Genomic DNA, 21,479 nt, shown 5'->3' on the forward strand with positions numbered 1-21,479 from the left:
CGCAGGGAGAAGGCCGCAAGAAAGTCATGGTTAGCGTCACGATCGATGAACAATCGCTGGAAGTGGAGGCAGGCTCTACGGTGCTGCAGGCTGCCGAGCGTTTGGGCATCGAAATCCCGACCTTCTGCTATCTCAAGCGGCTGCCGGCGCTGGCCTCCTGCCGCATGTGCCTGGTGGAGATCGAAGGGCAGCGGCGGCTGCAGCCTTCCTGCGCCACCGCGGTCACCGACGGCATGGTGGTGCGGACTAACACGCCGCTGATCGACGAAACGCGCTCTTCCATGCTCGACATGCTGCTTGCCAACCACCCCCTCGACTGCCCGATCTGTGACAAGGGCGGCGAGTGCGAGCTTCAGGACATGGTGATGGCATACGGGCCCCGGGAAAGCCGATTCCGCGATGCCAAACGTGTGTTCCACTCCGAGGACATCCGTCTCAGCCCCGTCATCATCATGAACGTCAACCGCTGCATCCAGTGCCAGCGCTGCGTCCGGATGTGCGAGGACGTGGTCGGAGCGGTCGCCTTGGGCACCATCGAAAAAGGCATGGATACCGCCGTCACCGGCTTCGAGGGCAGTCTCGCGAGTTGCGACCAGTGCGGCAATTGCGTCGAGGTCTGCCCGGTTGGCGCGCTGATGAGCTTCCCCTATCGCTACAAGGCGCGGCCCTGGGATCTGGTCGAGACCGACACGGTCTGTCCGCACTGCGGCACGGGCTGCCAGCTGACCGTCGGCACACGCAAGGGCGAGTTCATGCGGGTCCGCTCGAAGTGGGACGAGGGGCTCAACCGCGAAACGCTCTGCGTGCGGGGACGCTTCGGCCTCGATTTCGTAGAGAGCCAGGACCGGATCAAGCGGCCGATGATCCGTCGTGATGGTGCCTTGGTTCCGGTTTCCTGGGACGAAGCCGGGGACTACCTGCGCCTAGGCCTGTCGGCCGTCGAGAGCAAGGCTGCGGGCGGGCTGGCCTCGCCGCGCCTGCCCAACGAGGTGCTTTATCAGTTCCAGAAGCTGATGCGGACGGTATTCCGGACCAACAACATCGACTGCTCGTCGCGCTGGTCCACGCCCTTCGAGACGCTCGGCCCGTTGGTGGCGGGCTTCTACACCCGCGCGCCGCTGGAGGAGGTGATCGGCAACGACTGCGTGCTTGTCGTCGGTGGCAACGTGACCGACGAGAACCCGGTCACTGAATACCTGCTGCGAGACAGCGCCCGGCGGCGGCAGACCGGGTTGCTCATGCTCTCGGCGCGGCCATCCCGTCTGGACGCCGATGCCCGGGTGGTCGTTCGCGTTCGGCCGGGCGGTGAGGCAGCGAGCCTTGCCGCGGTAGTGGCCGGGCTGGTGGCGGCGGCTGGTCAGGCCTTGCCGCGTGACGTTTTTGCCGACAGGGGCGCGACAAGCGGTGGGCCGGAAGCGACCGCAGAGAGTAACGGGCCGGACCGTCTGGTCGCCGCGCTGCTGGAAGGCCGCAGCGTCACCGTTCTTGTCAGCGCCGATCTCCTGAGATCACCCGAAGCGCGCGCGACGTTGCAGCAACTCAGAAACCTGTTGCAGCTTCTCCGCATACTCGGCAAGGACCTGGCGATGCAGTTCCTCTTCGACCGTGCCAACCAGTTGGGCGCCTGGGACATGGGGGTTCTGTCGGCGGCGCTGCCGGGGCTGCGCCCGGTCAACGATGATGCGGCGCGCACCGCTCTCGTACGGGCCTGGGGCGCCGAAATTCCGCCTGAGCCGGGCGCAGATCTCGACGCCATGCTGGCGCTTTGTAACGAGGGGCGGGTAGGCGCGCTTTATATCGCCGGAAGCGACCCTCTGATGGCCTATCCCGACCGGGGATTCGTCAAGCGGGCGCTTGATGCCACCGATCTCCTGATCGTGCAGGACACGTTCCTCACAGATACGGTGGGCGTGGCCGATGTCGTCCTGCCAGCGGCGGGTTATGGCGAGGAAACCGGCACCTTCACCAACAACGAGGGCCGGATCCAGAAGGTCTGCAAGTTCCGCGAACCCGCCTTCGAGGCGCGGGGCAATCTAGCGATCTTCGACTTCGTCGCAGCGCTCCGCAACCAGGCATTGCAACCGTCGATGCAAGGCGAAATCTTCCGCGAGATTGCCCGGCTGGTTCCGGCCTACCAAGGGCTGACGGACGGGCTTGGAGCCGACGGAGCATTCACCACGGCGGACCCGACGCCGCCGGCTGGCGAGTTCTTCGCCCCTCCGCCTAACCCGAATGCGGCCGACCGGCTCATGTTGGTCACCGGCAACTGCCTGTTCCACAATGGATATCTTTCCGAACGCTCGGAGATCCTGAATACGGTGGCGGATGACCCATATGTTGAGATGAGCGCGTGGGACGCCGCGCAGCTTTGCCTTTCGGATCGCGATCAGGTGGTCGTGCGATCCGCCCAGGGCGAACTGAGGGCGCAGCTCAAGGTCAACAGGCATTTTCCCCCGGGCCTCGTGTTCGTGCCTGAAAACTATAGAGACCTGCGTCTCAACAGCCTTATGCGGCGGGGCGAATACCCTTGTCCGGTGGAGGTTCAAAAGGCGCACGCTGCCTTCGCCACCGGAGTCGGGGCGCGCCCTGAAAATCGCGGCCAAGGCATTGCCGAGCTTCCGGGCAGTTCACCCTAATCGGCTCCCCCGGGTTTGCATCCTCAGTGATAAGGGGTGCCGGCAATGTAATCGCTCAACGCTTGCTCGGTACGGAGCAATTCGTCGAGCCGGTGCTTGACCACGTCGCCGATGCTCACCACGCCGACAGAAGCGTCGCCATCCATGACCAACACATGGCGCGTGCGTCGGTCGGTCATGAGCGACATCACAAAGGGCAGCAAATCCTGTGTCGAACAGGTCACCACACTGCGGTTCATGATGTCGGCGACCCGCATTGTGGGCGCCTCGATTCCGTATTCAGCCACCGCATAGCAGCAGTCCCGCTCCGACAGCGTGCCCAGGCATTCCCCGGGCGAACGGCTGACGACCACGAATCCGATGTTGTTGTCCCGAAACAGCCGCAGGACTTCTACGACCGTCTGATCTGGTGTGACCGAGATGAGCTCGGGAGATTTGGTCTTCAAGATTTGGCGGACAAGCATCTGAGCCTCCTGTGCTCCGGCTTGACGGCTGCCGCGCGTTCACGTTCGGCGGATATTCCGCCACCAGTTGTATCCCTGAGGCTCGCTCGTCTCGACCAGCACGTCCTGTTCGGTGTTCAGGCGCGCGGCGACCACGCCGCCGCCGGTCGTCGCCTTGCCCGGTTTGCCGAGCAGGTCGTCGCGCCCGACCACCAGGTCACGCGAGGAAAAACTCGAGAATTCGTACTGTTGGCCAAGCGCGATCGCGTCGGCCGGGCAGGCGTCCTCGCACAGCCCGCAGAACAGGCAGCGGGCCATGTCGATCTCGAATTTAGCTGGATGCCGGTTGCCCTTCTCGTCCTCGTAGGGAATGACTTCGATACAGTCGCAGGGACAAATCCGCGCGCAGAGTTCGCAGGCCACGCACTTGATCTCGCCCTCTTCGTCGCGCGTCAGGAAGTGATGCCCGCGGTAACGCGAATAGGGCAACCATTTTTCCTTGTCAGGATACTGCATGGTCACGGATCTGGAGAACATGTAGCCGAAGGTCAGCGCCAAGGCGCCCGCTAGATCGGCGAAGAATGCCCAGCCGATCCATGTTCCACTTATGTGCAGTGCGCGCGACATCGCCGCCTCGCTTGGGGTGGCCCTCAAAGGAAAGCAACACCTGTTACTATTATGTTCGCCAGTGACAGTGGAAGCAAGACTTTCCAGCCGATCGCCATCAGTTGGTCGTATCGATAGCGCGGGAAGGTGAAGCGGAACCACATAAACACATAGAGAAAGAACGCGACCTTGAGCGCGAACCAGAGGAGCGGCGGCAACGGGATCAGCACGCCGTTCCAGCCGCCGAAGAACAGGATGACCGACAGGACCGACACCAGCAGCATGACGGCGTATTCGCTGACCATGAAGAACGCAAAGCGGATGCCGCTGTATTCGGTATGGAACCCGGCCCCCAGATCGCCTTCCGCCTCCGCCAGGTCGAACGGAATGCGCTGCGCTTCGGCCAGCCCGGCGACGAAGAATACGAAAAATCCGACCGGTTGGTAGACGATGTTCCAGACATCGGCCTGTGCCCGCACGATATCGAGCAGGCTCATGGATTGCGCCAGCATGACCACGCCGATGACCGCGAACCCCATGGGGATCTCGTAGCTGATCATCTGCGCGCAGGTTCTGAGGCTGCCCAGGACCGCGTATTTGCTGTTCGCGGCCCAGCCGCCGAAGATGACGCCATAGACCTCGATCCCGATCACCGCGAAGACGAAAAGGAGGGCCACATTCATGTTGGAGACGTAGAGTGTGATCTCGTGACCGAGGACCGAGATGCTTTCGCCGAAGGGGATCGCGACGAACACCACAAAGGGCGGGGCGAGCGCCAGGATTGGCGCCAGTTTGAACAGGAAGCGGTCGGCTTCGGCCGGGATGTGGTCCTCTTTGGTCAAGAGCTTGATGCCGTCCGCCACCGGCTGCAGCAGCCCGTGCCACCCCACGCGCATCGGCCCCATCCGCTGCTGGATGTGCCCGGCGATCTTGCGTTCCACCCAGGTCAGCGGCAAAGGCAGCAGCAGCAGGATCGCAATCAGCAACGCGACCTTGAAGGCGATCAGGCCAAGGGCGACGACAAGTTCCATAATCCGCGGCTACTTGTTCATCGGGTTGAGAGTTACGATACTGAGCACTGCGCTTGTCCGGCTTCGCGGAAACGGCAGTCTGCCGGCGGCGACGCAACTTGTGCAATGGTATCACAGTCTTACCGTTGCTGGCCATGGTGTGTGTGTCGCTTGGCGCTCAAACGGGCCCGCACATCGAGCAATGGCACGCAATGACGGGACCAGACGGCCCCAGCGCCTAATACTGAACGCCTCCACAAACAGCCCCCTTTTTACCGTTCAACAACGGCATTCGGCACGAGACACATTCCTAAGGGCCAGAACGCAGGGCACTGAACCGCTTAATCGGTGCAGGTGACGCTCCCCCACTAAAGGGCAATCCGAACGAGTTGCCGCCCGCCCGGCCAAAAAAGAGACCGACAACGCAGACGAGAAATGGGGAAATCTCGGCAGCGTCATCGGTCCAACGGACCAAAGGCGAGGAGGGTTTGGTGCATTGTCAATGCTATCGGTCATTTCCTGACTGACGACCCGCTTCCTCAGCCGCGATGGGACGCGCGACAGCCCATCGATCCGTCAGAGCACAAAAACCCGGTTGGCAAGCAGCACGATCCCGAGCTAACGATCTAACAGGCATCCCTACAGCAGAGGCCAACAGAAAGATGGTATCTCAGGACACTGCACGGCCGTGCGGCGATCGGCGGTGTTTCGGATACTGCGAGGTGCTCCGTCGCAGATTTGGATTAAGCCATTTTGTGACGGTATTGTTGACGGTATTCGAAGGAACGCCAATTAGAATTCTATTGCATAATCAATAAGCTATGAGGGCAGTAGACAATCGAGTGGAAAACGGCGGCGATAGCATGTTCAAGCCTCCATCAGCCTGGAGGACAGGAATTCGACGAAGCGCTGGGTCTTGGCTGGAACAAGGCGAGTTTCGGTGACGGCGTGAATGCTGACCGACGATCCCTGCCATTCGGGCAGGATTCGCCGGAGCCGGCCAGAGGCCACGTCTTCGGCGACGATCTTCTCGGCAAGCAGGGCGATGCCCTGGTGGTCGACCGCCAGGGCGCGGATCATCCCGACGCTGTTGAGCGTGAAGCGGCCGCGAACGCCGACATCGACCTTGTTCATCCCCTGGTGCAAAGTCCAGGTCGGGGTCCGCGGCATGCAGATGCATTCATGCCCCGCCAGCTCCGCCGGTGTCGCGGGCTCGCCTGACGCTTCGAGATAGCCAGGAGATGCATAGAGGTGGCGCGAATGCCGCCCGATCAGGCGCGCAATCAGACTGGAATCTTCCAGTTTGCCGATGCGGATCGCCACATCGAACGGCTCGGCCACCAGATCGACGCGCCGTGGGGTCAGGTCGAATTCGAACGTGATACCGGGATAGTGCCGCGCGAAATCGCCGATGATCGGCGTGAGGTAAAGCGTGGCGAGGTCGACCGGGAGCGAAACCCGCAGGACGCCGCTCGGCTGCTCAAGCATCGCGCCGAGCTGCTCGTGCGCCAGCCGTGCCTCGTCGACGATTCGCTTGCTTCGCTCATAATAGAGCTGGCCGGCCTCGGTGAGCTCAATCTTGCGCGTCGTGCGATGCAGCAGTCTCAGGCCGATCGCCTTCTCCAGCTCGCTGATACGTCGCGACAGAGTGGAGTTTGGCATGCCGAGAGCCTCCGCCGCCTTCCGAAAGCTCCTGGCTCTGGCCACCTCCACGAACAGCGCCATGTCGTTCAAATGGTTCAACGGATTGCTCCATAAATGGAAAGATGATTTCTATCCTGCCGGATTTATCCTAATTATGGAATGGTGCACAAGGGACTCCAACGAATGGAGACCCCTGATGAATCCACTGTTCACCCCGGCCCGCATGGGCCGCTACGTGCTTCCCAACCGGCTGGTCATGGCGCCCATGACCCGCAGCCGCGCCGCCTTCGACGGCACGCCGGGAGAACTGGCTGCTGAATATTATGCCCAGCGCGCCGGTGTCGGCCTGATCGTCACCGAAGGCGCCCAGCCCTCGGACGACGGCCAAGGGTACCTCACCACCCCGGGCATCTACACGCCCGCCCACGTCGCCGGCTGGCGCAAGATCACCTCCGCCGTGCACGACAAGGGCGGCCACATCTTCATCCAGCTCATGCATGCCGGGCGCATGTGGCATCCCGACAATACGCCGCATCATCGCCAGGGCGTCGCGCCGTCCGCAATCGCCCCGGGGACGGGCATGTTCACGGCGACGGGGATGCAGGAGATTCCTGCGCCGCGCGCGCTGACGACCGAAGAAGTGCGCCAGACCGTCGCCGATTTCCGCCACGCGGCCCGCTCAGCAATCGAGGCCGGCGCCGACGGCGTCGCGATTCACGGTGCGAACGCCTACCTCGTCCAGCAATTCTTCGCGCCGAGCGCCAACACGCGCACTGACCAATATGGCGGCACCATCGAGAACCGCGCCCGCTTCGCCATCGAGGTCGCCACCGCGATCGCCGCGGAGATCGGCGCGGACCGCACCGCGATCCGCCTGTCGCCCGGCACGACCATATGGGGAATCGACGAAGGCGCCGAAGGGGCCGGATGTCTACCGCCATCTGGTCGCCGAACTCGACAAGCTCGGGCTCGCCTATGTGCACATTATGCACCAGGGCAACGAGCCGTTGCTGGCCGACATTCGCAAGCTCTGGCACCAATCGCTGATCCTCAACCGGCCGGGTCGTCGGCGCGACCAGATTGGCGCTGACCTGGCTTCGGGGCTGGCCGATCAGGAGTCCTATGGCCAGATGGCCCTGGCCAATCCGGACTTTGTGGAACGGTGAAGGTCAAGGCAGCGATGAACGAGGCAGATCCAAGCACCTACTTCGGTGGCACTGCGCGAGGCTACATCGATTACGCCGCCCTGAGCGCCCGAACCGATACCAGTTCATGACAGGAGATTAGAGTGTTTCAATCACCGCATCCCTCGAGTGCCTCGGACAAGAAGGCACTTGCCGAAACCGAAAGTTCAAGCGCGACGGGGACAAAAAAGGTCCTGCTCGTCGGCGCCACAGGATTCCTCGGAGCCAAGATTCTCCGCAACCTAACACTTGATCCTAGCGTGGCCGTCGTTGCGATGTCGCGTAAAGGTGCGCCCTCAAATGACAGCGCCGACGTCGAATGGGTGCGCGGCGACATGATGGATCCAGCCTCATTGGATCGTGCGTTGCAGGGCGTGGACGTCGTCGTCAGCTCTGCCAACAGCTACATGAAGGGAAGCCTCGACACCGATTTTGAGGGCAACAAGAATCTTGTAGAGGCGGCGGCAAGAGCCAATGTTGGCCGATTTGTCTTTCTCAGCATCGTCAGTTGCGAGGCGGCGTCAGCAGTGCCGCATTTCCACGCCAAGAAAGTGGCCGAGGATCTGATCAAGGCCTCCGGGGTGCCATATGTATTTGTCCGCGCCCCTACATTTCTCGATCAAAGCTCAGACTATATTGCGAAGGGTGTGAAAGGTGGCCGGTTCCTTGCGATGGGCGATAAGACGACAAAATGGTCCTATGTTTTGACAGACGATCTTGCCTCATATCTTGCAAAAGCCGCGACGTTTCCTGGAAGTGAAATCAACAACCAAACGATCGATGTCGGCTGGCGCGATGGGGCCAAGAGCCAGCAAGAGGTCGCCGATCTCGTCTCCGAGGTTATAAAAAAACGCCTTAAGGTCCGGGCTGTGCCGTGGCTGGTTTTCCGCGCGCTTGCGCGCCCGGTCAAGCTGTTTTCCGAGCTTGGCTATGACCTGATACAGATGTTCCTGTTCTTCAAGAAGGGCGTCTATATCTCGAATATTTCGAAACAGGCGCACTTTTTTGGACCCGCCCCTACATCCCGAGATGCGATCACGCGATGGGCGAAAAGTCACCAGCTGATTTCGTGATGCATCGCGATGGCGGACCGGCCTGACAGTCCCGTCGTCGATTGCGCGTACCTGTTTGCGGACCTGCGCGGCTTCTCCGTGGTGACGGCCCCTTGATGGAAATGGTGTCGGCGCGTCTTTCGTTCGACCCGATCGCGGCCGAGCCCGTGCTCGGCCACGCTAGTGGTCGGAAACCACCTGCATTAGCATCGCAGGAACGACGATACGGTGAAATGGCTTCACCAACGCGAGATAGCTGCTGCCCACCAAATTGTGGGTTTTGACTGCGGTCGAGACCGAGATCTCATGCTGGGTCGATGTGCGTTCCTTGACTTCCAATAACACGCGGAAATCGAGATGCCAGTCATCGAGACCGAACACGACACAATTGGAGGACTGCCTGACAACTGGCAAGAAGCCAAGATGGGGGTCAGATTTACTTCTCCGCTCCGGTCCAGTTTTCAAGCCGAAAGGCGTCACAATGCCATTTCGCAACGCCAGCAGCCACTTGATCCAACTTGGCTGCCTCCCGAATACCTGCTGCGAAACGCCGACCGCGTCCAAGGCGAGACCTGTTACAACCAATGCATAAGTGTCGCCGAAGTTTGCGCCGGGAAGAAGCCTGTCAGCGTGCGCAAACCGCCTGGCAAAAGGTTTCTCCACAACTTGCGGCTGAGGAGGGCGATGCCTGGCGATGCACATCATTGGGCCTTGGTTCCCCGCTGCACGCCAAGACACAGGCCGATCAGAACAAGCACGAGTAGTGGAAAGCCGCTTGGCAGCATGATCAGCGTAGCAACCGTTCCCCATCCCAACAATGCCAAGCCGACGAACCGTGGCACGACGATGCCCCTGCGCGTCATCCAGAGGAGGAGCAGGCCCAGGATGATCAATGGGATTGCAAAGCTGCCGACCGTCGACCAGAAGGCGAATCCGCTGAGGATCAGGCCGGGACGCTGATCAGCCAGCGTCCCCCAGTGCTCCCATGTCCACAATGCGCCCCCGAGCCAACCTGGCGCCTGGATCAAGGCGTCGCCTCCCAGACCGAACAGGTGGGCGATTCCGACAGCCGTTAACCCGTAGATCGAGTACTTCAACATTTCCTATCCCTATTAAATGACTGCAGAAGCCGGTCGACTATTTCAACTTGCCATCCCGGGAAGCCGCACGTCCAAGCCAGTGCCGTCCCTGCGAGCATGCTGCCCGCCGTCACCGTCATCGTCATTGACGATCTCGGCATGGTTCTGTTCCGCCTCATTCGCCCCTGTTGCGGCCCACCTGTTGCCGGAAATTGTGACCACGTCGGCATGAAGGCACCTGCTCCGCCGGCTCTATACGCACCCGTATACATCGACTTGGCTGTCGAGTCTATACGGCACCGTATAGAGCTGCTATGAGCGGCTTTCCGCGGAACATGCGAGGCGTTTCATGGCGCAGCGATCGGCAGGTCCCTCAAAAGAGGATTGGGTAGGCGCTGGCCTGACGGCGCTTATCGAAGGGGGTATCGAGTCGGTCAGGATTGAACGCTTGGCCGTGTCGCTCGGGGTCAGCAAGGGCCCATTTTACTGGCGTTTCAAGAATCGCGACGTACTACTCAAGGCTATCATCGAGTTTTGGAAGCGGGATTTCACCACTCTGCTCATTGACCAGACCCGGGAGTTTGCCACGGCGCGCGAACGATTGATCACACTCGCCGAGTTGTCTTTGGTTCAGCGAATGGGATCCGTGGACGTTGCGCAGGCCGAGTGCGCTTTGCGGGCTTGGGCGGCACGGGATCCAATGCCCAGGGCGGCAGCGGCGGAAGTCGATGCGGCTCGTATCGATCACCTTACCAAAGAGTTTGCCCTAGCGGGCGCTCCACAGCCATTGGCCGGACGGTTGGCCAAATCGGTCTACGTTGCCCTTCTCGGGCTCTATATGCTTCGCCAATACACTCCGGAATTGGCGGACGACCAATCATTCCGAAACGCGGTTGAGACCGCTTTGGATGTCGCCGAGGCCGCATGCCGGCGCGGGGCCGGTGATATCTGAGTGCTCAGACGGCAAGGTGGGCTGCCCGGCTGGTCGTGCTGTAGGCTTCCGCGCCTGGCTTCCTCAGCAATCCAAACGCCGTGCAGTCCGCTCGGGCGCGTTGCTTGGTCCGTTCGGCGCCATTCGGCTCTCCGCTTCTCCGACAATGCCCGATGGGCGGGATGAGAGCGTCATCGCTTCATTTGAAAGGGCGGCAACGATCAGCGACGTGGCGAGATAGTGCATCAGTAACGGTCGCCATCCCGCATCGACCGTACCAGATCGGCAGAACTCTCGACCTGAGGAGGCATGGTCGCGGTCAAGGATTGCAGGAGCGTCGCGTCGATCCGCTGCCGCGGTCTCGCCACGGCGGTGAGCCGTGCGACCGGGTTACCCCGCCGGGTGATGTCGATCGTATCTCCTGCCTCGACCCGATCCACTAGCTCGCTCAGATGGGCTTTGGCATCTGCCAGGTTGATCACGCTCATGTCACGCTCCTGACTATGGAAATGGTCATATGCGTATTGCAATTAACAATTCCAGCGAGAGGTTTCATGCGTCACGTTCTGACCCGGCAACACTATGACATGATCTGCGAGCGGGCCGCGTCCGAAGTGCTGCCGTCAGGCTGAAAATTCGTCCTGCTTTGAAGAATGCAGCCTCATCGATCGTCGAGATCCGGCAACAACGAGGCGGCCAGGGCCTCTTCGGCGATGGCCACGCCGTGCTGACGCATCGCGGGCGCCAGCGCTCCGTCCCATGACGCTTCGGCCACCTTTCCCGCAAGCGGGTGCGCCAGGCCGGGCGCAGTCCGCACAGCAGCAATATAGTCCGCGGCGCCAAAGCGCCATGGCTCCGCACCATGTCCTCGCATGACCTGGTTGCCGATACGCAATCCGGGCCAGTCGAAATCGCCGTGATAGCGCAGCCGCGCGCCCGCCAGCGCGAGTTGAGCCAGAAGACATCGTTGCGCGGCGGCCGGCATCCCCTCGGTACACGCCAGCGGCGCGCAGCCAGCCCCCCATCGGTCCGCGGCGATGGCGAGCAGGTTGGGATTTTCGCAGACATAAACGTTGCGGCCCGCTACCTCCCATCGGGGCGGCGAGCGCAGCAGCGATCGCAGTGATGCATAGGCCGGTTCTCCCAAGGGCAAACGATCGCCTTCGGTCCCGCCTGTCGGCAGGTTCAGGAAGAGGGCGGGGCGTGCCAGCTCGTTCACCAGAACGCCTGCCCTGGCCCATGTCTCGCGTATCCGCTCCGCGCCGGCGGCCGGTTCCGCAACGACGTCCTCTCTCGATTCCGGTACCGTCTCGCCATCTTCGTCGGCAATCGGTGCTGCGGCGTCAGGAGCGGGCCTGGCGGAGTGGCGCAGGACCGCCAGCACGAGCGCCGCTGCCCCGCGACCATTGTCAAGCGCATGGGCATCGCCCAGCGCGTCCGCCGCCAGATGCGAACGTGTTATGCCTTTTGCCGGCAGGAGCCGCAGCACCGCTTCGGCGCGCCGGCAAAGCTCCGCAGCCGCGACCGTATCGCCCCGAGCGAGCCGCTTGACGAGACCGATGCCTCCCGGCGTCAGCAGCAGCCCGGCCAGGTCGGGATGGCTGCAACCATCTATTACGTTCGACCACAATGTTTGCTGTCGAAGGCGTGCTCCGGCGAGATGAAGGATAGAGCCGTCTAGCCTTTCCAACGCCTCGCGCAGCGAAGTGGCGATGCCGGCGCGCCGCAGGTCGGCATCGACGCGGCGGACGTCGATCTGCAGGGACTTCAATCGGCGCTGCGGGCGGCCGAGCAGCGCCGCCAGTGCAGCGTGCTCCTCTTCACTGAGCCCGACGACGCGAATATGATCGATCGCGCCTTCGAGCGGCGCGCGCTCGAAACGTTGGCGCAGCCGCTTGCGCAGCGAGGCAAGACGGTCGCCACCGAGCAGGCGTTGAAGACGCGGGTCGACTTGATCGCTCATGCCGGCGCAAATCTGCGATCGGGATCGGCCTCGGGCTTCTTCTCTCGTCCGTCCCAGGTCCATCGCGAAACGAATACGGCATCGATGCCTTCGCGCCGCTGCAGCTGGCAGATGGCGACACCCGGCAGTTCGGCATAACAGGCCCACTCGCGCTCGCTGGTGATGACGAAGTCCAGATCGAACTCGCGGATCAGCCCCATGCAATGCGCTCGCGCCGTGTCATCGATGCCGGCAAAGGCTTCGTCGAGCAGCATCAGCCGTGGGGACAAGGCATAGCTGCTCTGGCTGTAGAAGCTGGCGACAGCGGCAAAGAGCGGCACCGTGAGGCCGAGCGCCCGCTCGCCGCTCGAAGCTGGTCCGGAAAGCTTGCGCCAATGGCCGTCCTGCCAGCGTTCGACGCGGAAGCGGTGCCAATGACGATAGTCCAGGGCGCGGGCGAGTTGGTCGAGCAAGGTGCCGCCGCTGTCGTTTCGGCCGACGGCATCAGCGCGCTCCCGCTCGGCGGCGATGCGCTGCTGCAGCATCGCCCCGACGATGCGCCGGTCGTCTGCCGACCAAAGGTCCGCGCTGGTGTTGAGCAGGCGCTTGCGCGCCACGCCGAGACCCACTGGCGCGCCTTCCTCTTCGGACAGTGGCTGCCACAATAGGCGATAGCGCACGCCGGTGGAGGTCGGGCGCTTGTGCAGTTCGCCGTTGATGGCATTGACCTGGCGTTCGGCGGCCTGCAACAGGCGCTGGATCTCAGCCGCGATTTCGGCTTGCAGATGGTTCTCCAGGACGGCGCGTTCGTTGGCGCTGAGCAGTTCGCCGCGCTGGGCGATCTCTTCGGCCAGCCGCATGGCGAGGCGGTCCGGCCGTTCGCGCCGGTTCTGATAGATGATATCCACCCTGAAACCCCAGTCGTTGGGATCGGCCGGGGCCTGGTGGCCCAGCGCGCCGAGTGCGCGCTGCAACTCGGTCAGTTCCTCGGCTATCTGCCGCTGGACGCGCGCCCACGCCTCGTCGTCGTCCCTGAGGTTCGACAGTTCCTGTTCTGCGCGTCTGGCTAGTGTCAGCGCGGGGTCGATCGTCCACGGGCTGCCGATGTCAGGCAGTTCGATATACGGCAGCCCTGCCGACAACAGGCCGGTGCCGGCAAACTGCTGCAATGTGGAGATCGCCTCGGCGCGTGCTTCGCCGCGTTCCTGAAGGACGGCGTTCGCTGTCTCGGCCTGTTGCCCGGCGACCGCTCGTGCCTCACCCGCTTTGCGCAATCTATCGCCGGCAAACTTCAGCTCGGCTTCGCCGGCTTCGACGGCGCGGCGGGCATCGGTCAGCCTTCGCTGCAGTTCCTCGACCTTGGCGCCGACCGTTTCCCGCAGCAGCTCGAGCCGGGCAGTGGCGTCTTCCGTTTCAATACGGGCGGCCACGAGATCCTCTTCGCGCTGCTGCACGTCGCTGCACGCCTCACGCTGCCGGGCACGCTGCCGTTGCAACTCCGGCAGTGCCAGACACAACTCGTGAGCTGCTTGCTCGAGCCGAATCTGTGCATCGCGGTAATGATCCAGCGCCGCTTCGACGGCGGGCAGTGCATCGGGCATTGCCGGCAGGCGCAGGTCCGTGGCGTCTGCGGCGCGCTGTTCCCGCAGAACCTTGAGCGCCTGTTCGGCCTCGCGACAGCGCGTATCTGATTCGGTCAGTTTTTCGCTGGCCAGGCGCGCGGCGTCGGCGGCGGTGGTGGCTGCCATATGAGCGCGCCGCAATACCTCGTCGGACGGCGCAAGGCGCCATTCCTCGTTGGCCTGTTCGCGATCCAGCGCGAGCTGCTCGGCTTTTGCCCGCACGGCCATCAATTCATCGGAGAGCTGCGCAAGGCGGCCAGCAATCTCGGCCAAGCGCCGCTCGCGGGCTGCGGCGCGGGCCGCGTGGCCAATGTAGACCGCCTCCGGCTTGCCCCACGCGCCGGACAGCGCGCCGAGGCGGAAGCGGCCGTCGGTGGATACCCAGGCCTCGCTATCGATCGGATCCTCATCCGCGGAGGCTATGCCCGACAGCACCCGCTCGACGATACTGGCCGGCACGGCGCAGCCGGCCGGCACGGTGACTTCGAGCCAGTCGACGAGCGATTGAGAATGCTGTTGCCGTTCAAGCAGCTGGGTGTCGTAAGGCAGGGTGCCGCCGTCGCCGGCCTGGAGGCGTCCGTCAGGCGATATCCAGGCGTCGAGCAATCCGGCGGCTTCGAGTGCGGCTTCAAGGCCGGCGCGTTGCGGCGCAGCCACTGCGCGGCGAAAATCGATCACCTGCCAGAGCGGCGCACCCTGATGCGCGTCCCGGACAGAGGCGTCGCGCGTGTAGGGCAGGGGCGGCGCCATGTCGTCGCCGGCTTCGAGGCGTCCGCGTTCGCCTTCGAGGAGCCCGTATTCCATCTCCAGCGCCTGTCGCTGGCCGTCGAGCGCCACGCGACGCTGTGTCAGCGAGAGACTGGCTCTCTGGTACGCCGATTGCAGAGGGTGGAGGGCAGGGTTGTCGCCTTGCAGCGACGCTGCCCATTCCGCCAGGGCCGTCAATGCCGCCGGCCTGCTGGCGGGATCGATCTGCAATTGCTTCAAGCCGATGAAATGGCGATCCCAGCTTTCCACCAGATCCCGGCCTTGTCGTTCGACCTCGGCGTCAGCTCGGGTCCGACGCTCGGCAGCCTCTTCGGCTTCGACCTGCCGCTCATCCCGGATTTCGCGGCGCCGCTTGTAGGCGGCCTCGGCCTGAGCGACTTCGCCGTGTCGGCGACGCAGCAACGCGATCTGTTCACGCCGGCCGGCGACGAGGTTGCGAAGCTCGGCGCAGGCCCCGCCGAAAGCATGCTGTGTCAGTGCGGCCAGCGCGGAAGCCTCCAATTTGGCGAGGAGGTTTCCGGCGTGCTGGCCGGCGATGCCCGCCGCATCGGCGTGAACGGCGCTTTCCCCGCGCAGATCGGCCAATGTGCGTTCCGCCTGCTCCGCGCGCCGGGTTGCGCGTTCGGTTTCTTCGGTACTGAGCTCCAGTCGTCGGCCCGCCTCTTCGACGGCCAATGTCGCCCTCTGCATCGCTTGCAGTCGCGCCGCCTTCTCTTTTTCGGCATTTTCGAGGCGGTTGGCGTCCTGCATCGTCGGGTCGGAGCGCAAGGTATCGAGCCGCGCACGCCCGCGCGCCAGAGTGATCTCGGCACTATCGTGAGCGGTCCGCTCCAGCGCTTCCTGCCTTTGCGCTTCGTCGAAGCGAGTCTGGGCCTCACCTCGTGCTCGGCTGGCGTTGTCGAACTCCGTCTGGGCCTGGCGCAGCAAGCGTGCCTGCCGGCGGGTCTGCGTGCCAGCGTAGACGCGATAACGCTCCTCGAAACGGCTGACGGCCTTGGCCAGGGCTTGATATTCGTCGAGCTGACGGCGGTCTTCCTCCAATTGCCCGAGCGCTTCGGCAACGTCGCCGAGCAGTTCAGGCGCCAGCGGCGGCAGGGCCTCGGTCAGCGCATTCGAAAGCGCGGTTTCGTCCGGCTTTCTGGAAAGCTGCGGCTGGCGAAGCTGGATCAGCGTGTCCATCAACGCGTCGTAGCGCTTGGTTCCCAGATGGAACAGGCGCTCGTCGACGGCGCGACGGTAGCCGGCTGCGGTGTCGAACACCTGGCCACGGCCATCGAGCGCGTCGCGCAGGCGCTCCTTGTTCAGCACCACGCGCTGCGGATTCGTCAACCACAGATCCTGGTTGATACGCGGCGCGTCGTCGGTGTCTTCCAGCAGGAAGAACCAACTGTCGACCTGCGGACGAGCTGCTGTCGCAAAAAGACCGGCGCCGAGCGAAAGAAAACGCGGCGTGCCGTCTTCGGCAACGCGACCGAACTCGATCCATGCATAGCCGATGCGCCGGTCGTAGCTGTTCATCAGCAGATTCCAGGCCATCTTCTTGCCGCCGTCGCCGTCGGGCTCGACGCGCGAAGACTTGAGCTGCGCGTCGAACAGCAGCGGCAGCGTGAGCGACAACACCTTGGATTTGCCCGTGCCGTTATTGCCGCGCAGCAACAGATGGCCGTCGCGGAACCAGAATTCCTCGCTGTCGTAGTGAAAGAGCTCCACCAGGCCTAGGCGCAGAGGCTGCCAGCGCTGCCGCGTGGGCATCGGCAAAGCCGGTTTTTCCGGCGTCAAGGCGAGCAGGTTCAAGCGATCGTTCATGTCGGTTCGAACTGAAGGCCGGCGTCTGCTGTCGGTGTATTGCGCGTTTCGCGGATTTCGGCTTCGCCCAAGGCGAAGCGCGCGAGCGCCGGCAGTGGATGTACGGCGCCGGCCTCCCGCACCGCCAGCTGCAGTTTTTCCAATCGCTCGATCGCGATGGCAGCGAGTTCCCATTCGGCGCCTGGCTCGCGTGCCGATTTACGCCAGTAACGGCCGTACTGCGCCTTGGCCTCGTGCAGGAAGCCGGCAATGTCATGCTCGTGGATATCGCGGGCCAAGCCCTTCGTCGCGTCGCCGTCATCGGCTCGCCGCAGCCGTTGCGCGGCGGCCAGATACTCGGCGACAAGCAGTGTTACATGGGCGTCGGTGCCTTCGGCCGGCATTGCCACGTCGGTCAGCAGGCTGGCTTCGTCGACCAGCGCCAGCCCTTCCGCGCGCTGTTCCGCCACCAGGCCGGCGGCATCGCACAGGCGGGCGGCCATCGCTCCGCGCTGGTTGAAGAAGTACGCACGGGCTTCCGGGTCCAACGTCTCGACATAGACCACCGGATCGTCGAGAAGCCGGCGTGCGAGCTGGTGGCGCAGCGCCGTGCGCCGACCTTCCTCGCTGTCCGCCACATGTTCGCCGACCAGCGCGCACAGCCGCTCTTCGAGCGTTGCCGGCGCCTCTTCCGGAATCCAGGTGGAGGGACCACGCACGGCCGCAAGCATGCCGGACAGCATGCGGCGCTGCACGTCGTAGAGTGCATCCGCCTGATCGCCTCCGGCCTGCACGAACGTGTCTTCGTCGCCGGCCACGCGGTGCAACACGCCGAGGTTCAGCAATGTGCGGCACACCGAAACGAGTTCGCGCCGCTCGTGTTGCGCCTCGAGGGCGAAGGTGAAGTGAGCGTCGGCTCGGCGGCGAGCTCCAGCAGCCGCTCGCCGAGCAGGCGCAAAGTGATCTGCGGGTCGGCTCGTTCGAGCACCGCGCAGGCGAGGCAAAGCAGCACGTAGCGCCGGCGATCGTAGCCGGCAATGCCGCGCATGGCGTCGGTCAAGTTTCCGGGCCGCTTGTAGAGGCGCGCGCCCTCGCGCTCGACCTGCAGTATCCAGCCGGTCTCGCGAGAAAACCATTCGCGCAATGCTTCGGCCTGGCGGCGTATGGCGGCGAAATCCTCATGCCCCGGGCCGATCAACGGCGTCATCAGCAGCGCGCGCACGCAGGCGCGAAACTCCTCGCGCTGGAAGCGCTGCTGCAGCAGGCCGATGCCGCGATCGTCGTTAGAACTGTTCGCCACCTTCATCGACCGTCCTGCAATGGGGTGATGGTGATCAGATGGTCGCGCCCGGCAAAGACGCCATGTGGCGTGTCGATCGTGGCGCGGCTGTCGGGGGCAAGCGGCTTCAGGTGGATGTGCAGCAAGCCGTCGCTGGTCTGGCGTTCCACCGGCGTCTCCGGCCCGGCTTGCTCGGCCAGTGTCTCCCCGAGCAGGCCCAGGAACAGACCGAAGGCGTGCATGTCGAGTTCCCCAAGATCCGAAAGCCGCGCCGGGCGGCTAGTGGCGAGACGCTTGCGCGCCGCTTCGACCTGCTGTGATTCCTCCGCGAGCCGAAGCGCCAGGAACGCGCGCTCTTCGGCGCGGTCGCGCACGCGCGGCAGCGGTCCGCGCGGGGCCGCTTCGCCATATTCGCGCAAACGCGGGTGAATCTTGAGCGGCGGGGCGTCGGCCCAGGAGGTGCTGGCCGGCAGTTCGGCGTCGGCGTTGCCGTTGAGCGAGAAATGCCGCGCCGGATTGAGAGCGAAGGCAGCCCGCGCAAGCCGGTGCGCCTCGCCGTCGTCTGCGCAAGCGGCAAACCAGCCGGCGAGCAGGCGGAAGTCGGCAGAGCGATCGCTGCGGCCGCTGCGCCGCTCATTCAGCGCGGCGATAGCGGCCAGAAGCTGCGGGATGGCCGACCGTGCCCGCGCCCGCAACAGTTCGGCTTGCGGCGGCTCATGGCCGGTGCTGAGGAACCAGCCGCGCAGACCCTTCCAGCGTTCCCGCCATGCTTGCAGGTAGCCTTTCCGCGCCTCGGCCTGATCGTGCGCGCCGCCTGGAGCCGTGTCCCGCGATTCGCGCTCGGCCACCTGTCCAAGCAGGGCCTCGACCTCAGGCTCCAGCGCCAGGATGAGGCGTGCGATGGTGTCGGAACGGCGTACCAGATCGCCCATGAAGCGTTCGAGATAGTCGATCAGCCGCTTCTTGTAGTTTGCGACCGCCCCTGCTTCGGCTTGCTGCAGCTCGATGCTGCGAGCGACGCCGGCCATGAACGCCTGCGCGTTCTCGGCTAAACCTTCGAAGACACGCACAAGATCCCGCAGTGTTTCGTGGATCTTGGCCACGTCGGGTTGGGTTGCTTGCGCCAGCGCCTGCAGTGCCTGCAGTCGGCTCGCTATGTCCTCAAGCGCCACGGTTTGCAGCTCGGCGCGGCGCTGCAAGGTTTGCGCGAATGTCGCCAACGCCGATTCCACGGCCTCGCCGCCCTGCGATAGCCGGTAGAGGAAGCGTGCACGGTAGAAGTCGCTAAGGCTTGAAACGCGGGCGGTGTCGGGGTGCGATTCGAGATTGCCCCATTCCGTGAGTTGGGTGAGCGCCGTATTCACGTCCTCAATGCGCGGCGGCTTGTGCAGCCATCGGGCTTCGGCAAGCACTTCGTCGGGCCGCAACTGCAAACGGTATTGCCGCTTCGCCGCCGCGAAGACGTCCATGATGCAGCGGTAGAACACGGCCTTCTCGGCACTCACGTGACGGAATAGGTCCGCCGGGTCATTCGCAATGTGCATGGGCAATCGCCGCCTCCCGGACTCACTTCGAGCGTTTTCGCTTTGTTCTCGCGCCCCGTCAAGACGGCGAGTTGACCATTAAGCACATGCGCCGGTGCGCTTCTGTGCACTCAGCCTGAAAACGAAGAGCCTATGAGAGTAGCCGCATAGGCTCGTTTGCCAGTGCGGCTGTCTGGGGATGCCAAGAAATCAGCCGCCTTTGGCTTTACGACCGCGCGTGCTCGGCTTGGCCGGGACGCTCTTTCCATACTCGTCCCACCAGGCGGTGAGCGCTTCCATCGTGGGGCCAAGCCCACGCGCCTTTGGCGTGATCTCATACTCGACGCGGGGTGGCACTTCCGCGAACACGGTGCGCGAGACCAGCCCATCCCCTTCGAGCTCGCGCAGTTGAGCCGTCAGCATGTGCTGGGTGATGCCGGGGATCGCTTTTCGCAGCTCTCCGAAGCGGTACACCCGCTGATTGAGCAGCCACATGATTTCCAGCTTCCACTTGCCCGAGAGCAGCGCGAATGCGCGCCGCATCTCCTCGTGCATGTTGATCTCTTTATCGGCCATAGTCTGCTCTTCCATACTAACAGAAAGTTATTCATCCTACTTGCGAATATCAATCTTAGACGACATTTTCAATCCGTGCTGCAGGCGCGCAGGTAAGAAGTTGCGACCCGGAAGCGCGAAAGTCGATGAAAGAGATGTCGCTGCTGGCGGCAAACAGGAAGATGACATGGCCGCAACGTATACATATTGGATCAGCACCGCACTTCTGAGCCTGCTGTATCTGACTTCCGCAATTGCCTACGTGAGTAAGGGCGCCTGGGTTCGTCAGGCGCTCGCCGACCTCGGCTATCCAGCCTACCTTGTGCCGGTCATGATCGCCGTGAAGGTTCTGGGCGCGGCGGCCATCTTGTCACGCTTCAGCGTTCACCTCAGCGATCTCGCCTACGCCGGGATGTTCTATCACCTGCTACTGTCCGGCTTGGCCCACGTCGGGGTCCGCAAGCCCGGCGGTGCCCTCCCGGCGGCCGCAGGCCTTGCGCTGTTGGCAGCCTCCTTCCTCACGCAAAACGCAGCTCGCGAAGTGCCGTCGCCTACGTGCTGACGGCGCTGCTTTGACGCGGCGAAACTTCCAACAACCCCTATTGAATGGAGATGAACATGGGTCGACTTGACGGAAAAGTGCCATCGTCACAGGCGCCGGTCGCGGCATCGGCCGCGCCACGGCGAAGCTGTTCGCGGCGGAAGGCGCGAAGGTGGCGGTTCTTTCGCTCACGCCCGCCAATGTGGACGCTGTCATCGCCGACATCGAGGCCGCCGGGGGCACCGCGCTCGGTGTCGTCTGCGACATCAGCAATGCCGATCAGATCAAGGCGGCGGTGGACAAGGCGGTCGCCGCCTATGGCGGGGTCGACATTCTTGTAAACAACGCATTTGATCCGTCCGCGCCTTTCTCGTTCATCATCGAACTGTCGGTGGATCAGGTGCAGCGCAATTTCGATGTCGGCCCGATCGCCTACCTGAGAACGATGCAGGCTTGCTATCCCCACCTCAAGGCCAGCGGAGAGGGTCGCGTCATCAACTTCGGCTCGATGGCCGGTGTCATGGGCTTGGTGGGTTATGGCCCCTACAACATGGCCAAGGAGGCAGTGCGCGCCCTGACGCGGACCGCCGCGCGCGAGTGGGGCGCCGACAACTTCACCGTGAACAATCTCCCGCCGCTGGCAGAGACATGGGGCCAAGAGGCTGACGTGCCCCCGCCGACCAACGCGCTCGCCCGCTTCGGAACGCCGGAGGAAGACATCGCGCCGGTCATCCTGTTCCTCGCGAGCAAGGATGCACAGTTCCTGACGGGCTATACCCTCACCCCGGATGGCGGCTCGATCATCGACAGTGCGCGCTGAGCAACGACGGAGCGCCTAGCTGCGTCCATGCGTTCAGCGACCTTCGCGAGCGATCGCCC

General features: G+C 63.6%; 16 protein-coding genes and 3 pseudogenes. 6 read left to right on the plus strand and 13 right to left on the minus strand.

What is annotated here, in order from left to right:
- The first annotated feature begins 26 nt into the window (after positions 1–26).
- Positions 27–2,636: an NADH-quinone oxidoreductase subunit NuoG gene (gene nuoG, locus M727_RS0109295; protein ID WP_027152453.1), complete on the plus strand. Its 2,610-nt coding sequence runs from the start codon at positions 27–29 to the stop codon at positions 2,634–2,636.
- Between the two features lie 23 nt (positions 2,637–2,659).
- Here nuoG and M727_RS0109300 read toward each other — a convergent pair whose 3' ends face one another.
- From M727_RS0109300 to M727_RS0109315, 4 genes are all read right to left on the minus strand, one after another.
- Positions 2,660–3,100 (minus strand): CBS domain-containing protein, encoded by a 441-nt coding sequence (locus M727_RS0109300; RefSeq protein WP_023800391.1) that lies wholly within the window; start codon positions 3,098–3,100, stop codon positions 2,660–2,662.
- Between the two features lie 39 nt (positions 3,101–3,139).
- Complete coding sequence (locus M727_RS0109305) at positions 3,140–3,706, minus strand: NADH-quinone oxidoreductase subunit I (RefSeq protein WP_023800392.1); 567 nt, start codon at positions 3,704–3,706, stop codon at positions 3,140–3,142.
- A 23-nt stretch (positions 3,707–3,729) separates the two neighbouring features.
- A complete protein-coding gene (gene nuoH / locus M727_RS0109310) occupies positions 3,730–4,716 on the minus strand; it encodes an NADH-quinone oxidoreductase subunit NuoH (protein WP_023800393.1) in 987 nt (328 codons plus the stop codon).
- Between the two features lie 846 nt (positions 4,717–5,562).
- Positions 5,563–6,438 carry a LysR family transcriptional regulator gene (locus M727_RS0109315; RefSeq protein WP_027152454.1) on the minus strand — a complete coding sequence of 292 codons (876 nt, stop codon included), beginning with the start codon at positions 6,436–6,438 and terminating at the stop codon, positions 5,563–5,565.
- Between the two features lie 97 nt (positions 6,439–6,535).
- Between M727_RS0109315 and M727_RS36120 the strand changes: the two are divergent.
- A pseudogene (locus tag M727_RS36120) lies at positions 6,536–7,615 on the plus strand (alkene reductase).
- 12 nt (positions 7,616–7,627) lie between these two features.
- Positions 7,628–8,596 carry an SDR family oxidoreductase gene (locus M727_RS0109325; protein ID WP_027152455.1) on the plus strand — a complete coding sequence of 323 codons (969 nt, stop codon included), beginning with the start codon at positions 7,628–7,630 and terminating at the stop codon, positions 8,594–8,596.
- A gap of 159 nt (positions 8,597–8,755) precedes the next feature.
- Here the strand turns inward: M727_RS0109325 and M727_RS36125 are convergent, their stop codons facing one another.
- Complete coding sequence (locus M727_RS36125) at positions 8,756–9,280, minus strand: DUF2867 domain-containing protein (RefSeq protein WP_245268514.1); 525 nt, start codon at positions 9,278–9,280, stop codon at positions 8,756–8,758.
- Positions 9,277–9,675, minus strand: coding sequence for a hypothetical protein (locus tag M727_RS0109335; RefSeq protein WP_027152456.1), 399 nt, complete (start codon positions 9,673–9,675; stop codon positions 9,277–9,279). Before M727_RS0109335 ends, M727_RS36125 begins: the two co-directional genes overlap by 4 nt.
- Before the next feature lie 328 nt (positions 9,676–10,003).
- Here M727_RS0109335 and M727_RS0109340 point away from each other — a divergent pair, with 328 nt between their 5' ends.
- Positions 10,004–10,606 carry a TetR/AcrR family transcriptional regulator gene (locus M727_RS0109340; protein ID WP_027152457.1) on the plus strand — a complete coding sequence of 201 codons (603 nt, stop codon included), beginning with the start codon at positions 10,004–10,006 and terminating at the stop codon, positions 10,604–10,606.
- Positions 10,607–10,830: 224 nt separating this feature from the next.
- On the opposite strand, the gene M727_RS0109345 is transcribed toward M727_RS0109340, so the two are convergent.
- From M727_RS0109345 to M727_RS0109370, 7 genes and pseudogenes are all read right to left on the minus strand, one after another.
- The gene (locus tag M727_RS0109345; RefSeq protein ID WP_027152458.1) at positions 10,831–11,073 is read right to left on the minus strand and encodes a type II toxin-antitoxin system prevent-host-death family antitoxin; all 243 of its coding nucleotides are present in this window, start codon (positions 11,071–11,073) and stop codon (positions 10,831–10,833) included.
- A 173-nt stretch (positions 11,074–11,246) separates the two neighbouring features.
- The gene (locus M727_RS0109350; protein WP_027152459.1) at positions 11,247–12,548 is read right to left on the minus strand and encodes a TIGR02679 family protein; all 1,302 of its coding nucleotides are present in this window, start codon (positions 12,546–12,548) and stop codon (positions 11,247–11,249) included.
- Entirely contained in the window at positions 12,545–16,723 is a 4,179-nt protein-coding gene (locus M727_RS0109355) for a TIGR02680 family protein (protein WP_036261944.1), read from the minus strand. Before M727_RS0109355 ends, M727_RS0109350 begins: the two co-directional genes overlap by 4 nt.
- Positions 16,720–17,706 carry a TIGR02678 family protein gene (locus tag M727_RS36130; RefSeq protein ID WP_245268515.1) on the minus strand — a complete coding sequence of 329 codons (987 nt, stop codon included), beginning with the start codon at positions 17,704–17,706 and terminating at the stop codon, positions 16,720–16,722. The genes M727_RS0109355 and M727_RS36130 overlap by 4 nt, the downstream gene beginning before the upstream one ends.
- Positions 17,661–18,008, minus strand: a pseudogene (locus tag M727_RS42985) (DUF2398 family protein); the annotation flags it as partial. The pseudogene M727_RS42985 and the gene M727_RS36130, both read right to left, overlap by 46 nt.
- Positions 18,005–19,525, minus strand: a complete 1,521-nt coding sequence (locus M727_RS0109365; protein ID WP_245268516.1) for a TIGR02677 family protein — start codon at positions 19,523–19,525, stop codon at positions 18,005–18,007. The gene M727_RS0109365 and the pseudogene M727_RS42985, both read right to left, overlap by 4 nt.
- Positions 19,526–19,714: 189 nt before the next feature.
- Positions 19,715–20,095 (minus strand): helix-turn-helix domain-containing protein, encoded by a 381-nt coding sequence (locus M727_RS0109370; protein ID WP_027152462.1) that lies wholly within the window; start codon positions 20,093–20,095, stop codon positions 19,715–19,717.
- Positions 20,096–20,246: 151 nt separating this feature from the next.
- Here M727_RS0109370 and M727_RS0109375 point away from each other — a divergent pair, with 151 nt between their 5' ends.
- Complete coding sequence (locus M727_RS0109375) at positions 20,247–20,621, plus strand: DoxX family protein (protein WP_027152463.1); 375 nt, start codon at positions 20,247–20,249, stop codon at positions 20,619–20,621.
- A 56-nt stretch (positions 20,622–20,677) separates the two neighbouring features.
- Positions 20,678–21,420: pseudogene (locus tag M727_RS36135) on the plus strand (SDR family oxidoreductase).
- Positions 21,421–21,479 lie beyond the last annotated feature (59 nt).

The organism is Mesorhizobium sp. WSM2561, assembly GCF_000513915.1.
Classification (GTDB): Bacteria; Pseudomonadota; Alphaproteobacteria; order Rhizobiales; family Rhizobiaceae; genus Mesorhizobium; species Mesorhizobium muleiense.